Origin of the sequence: Bacillus sp. MYb56 (genome assembly GCF_002976445.1) — a bacterium.
Taxonomy (GTDB): Bacteria; Bacillota; Bacilli; order Bacillales; family Bacillaceae_G; genus Bacillus_A; species Bacillus_A mycoides.
Genome location: NZ_PCOH01000130.1, coordinates 1 through 1,103, shown reverse-complemented (window position 1 = coordinate 1,103; position 1,103 = coordinate 1). Strand labels below are relative to the sequence as shown.

At 35.9% G+C, this 1,103-nt stretch carries 1 protein-coding gene; it reads right to left on the bottom strand.

What is annotated here, in order from left to right:
• Nucleotides 1-123 precede the first annotated feature (123 nt).
• Complete coding sequence (locus tag CQ058_RS31360; protein ID WP_000087507.1) at nt 124-567, bottom strand: hypothetical protein; 444 nt, start codon at nt 565-567, stop codon at nt 124-126.
• Nucleotides 568-1,103: the final 536 nt, after the last annotated feature.

The following is a 1,103-nucleotide window of genomic DNA, read 5'->3' as shown; positions in this document are numbered from 1 at the left end:
AATGAAGCCAATGGTTATAATCCTGACCATTGGCTCTTAATAGGTTTGCTACCATTTCTTTTTCCTTTTTTAATTCCTTCTGTGTAATCGTCACTGTATCACCACCCTTCAATGATTATGTGATTACTTCTGATATTGTTCTTTGCAATTTTGAATAAAGAATCCCACTTCTTTTTCAAATTCAGATGGTTTAATTTTTTCAAACTTAATTGCTTTCTTCAACTCTCCTTTTTCATAGTAGGCAAGGGTATCACGTTTTTGTGACAAACCAAAGTCGTGCTGATTACTTGTTCTTGGTACATCTTCTCTACCTCCAAATAATTCTTTCACCTGGACGTTGTTTTGTTTTGCTAATTTTCCAACATTAAAGAGGATATCTTCTCTTGTTTTTTTATCATTATTCAACATAACAAAACCAGTGCCATCCTCACTCATGAACTTCTTCATTTCTAACGGACTAAGTTCCATTACTTCCCCTTTTCCCGAACTAAAGACAAATGTTGAACCAATACCAATTGCAATTAATAGTCCAACTACAGCGGAAATGATCCACCCTTTACGACTCATGCATGTTCCTCCCTATGTCATATTTTAATAAGCGATTTTGAAGTGTGATGAGACACATTTATACTTCAACATCTGTCTTTATTTTATAACATTTAAAGGAAAGTGGGATAGAAAATGGAAATATCATTTATGGCTGGAATGACGAACCCTGTATTGGCATGCGTATAGAGACTAATCCCGACCTAGCTTCTATATGCCCAATACCGCACTACGTATTTTGGCCTGAACGTAGAACCTTATGTATCTACTGTTGTGATGTTCCTCGCTTCTTCAGAATGTCAAAATGGGATATTCCTCACGAGTACTGACACAAACAGGTCTTTGATACAATGCATTTCCAATGGTCACAGATATGAGTTTTACGTACCCACTCTTCTAACGATAATCGTATACCTAACCCCTCTAGTGACCGTTTCAAGGGAGGCACGCATATATATTGAAGTCGTATATCATCCTTCTACATCATTACTTTAAGGAAGAAATACGCAATATATATCTAAATTGTCAAAGAGCAAATTACTTTGTGCTATGTTCTC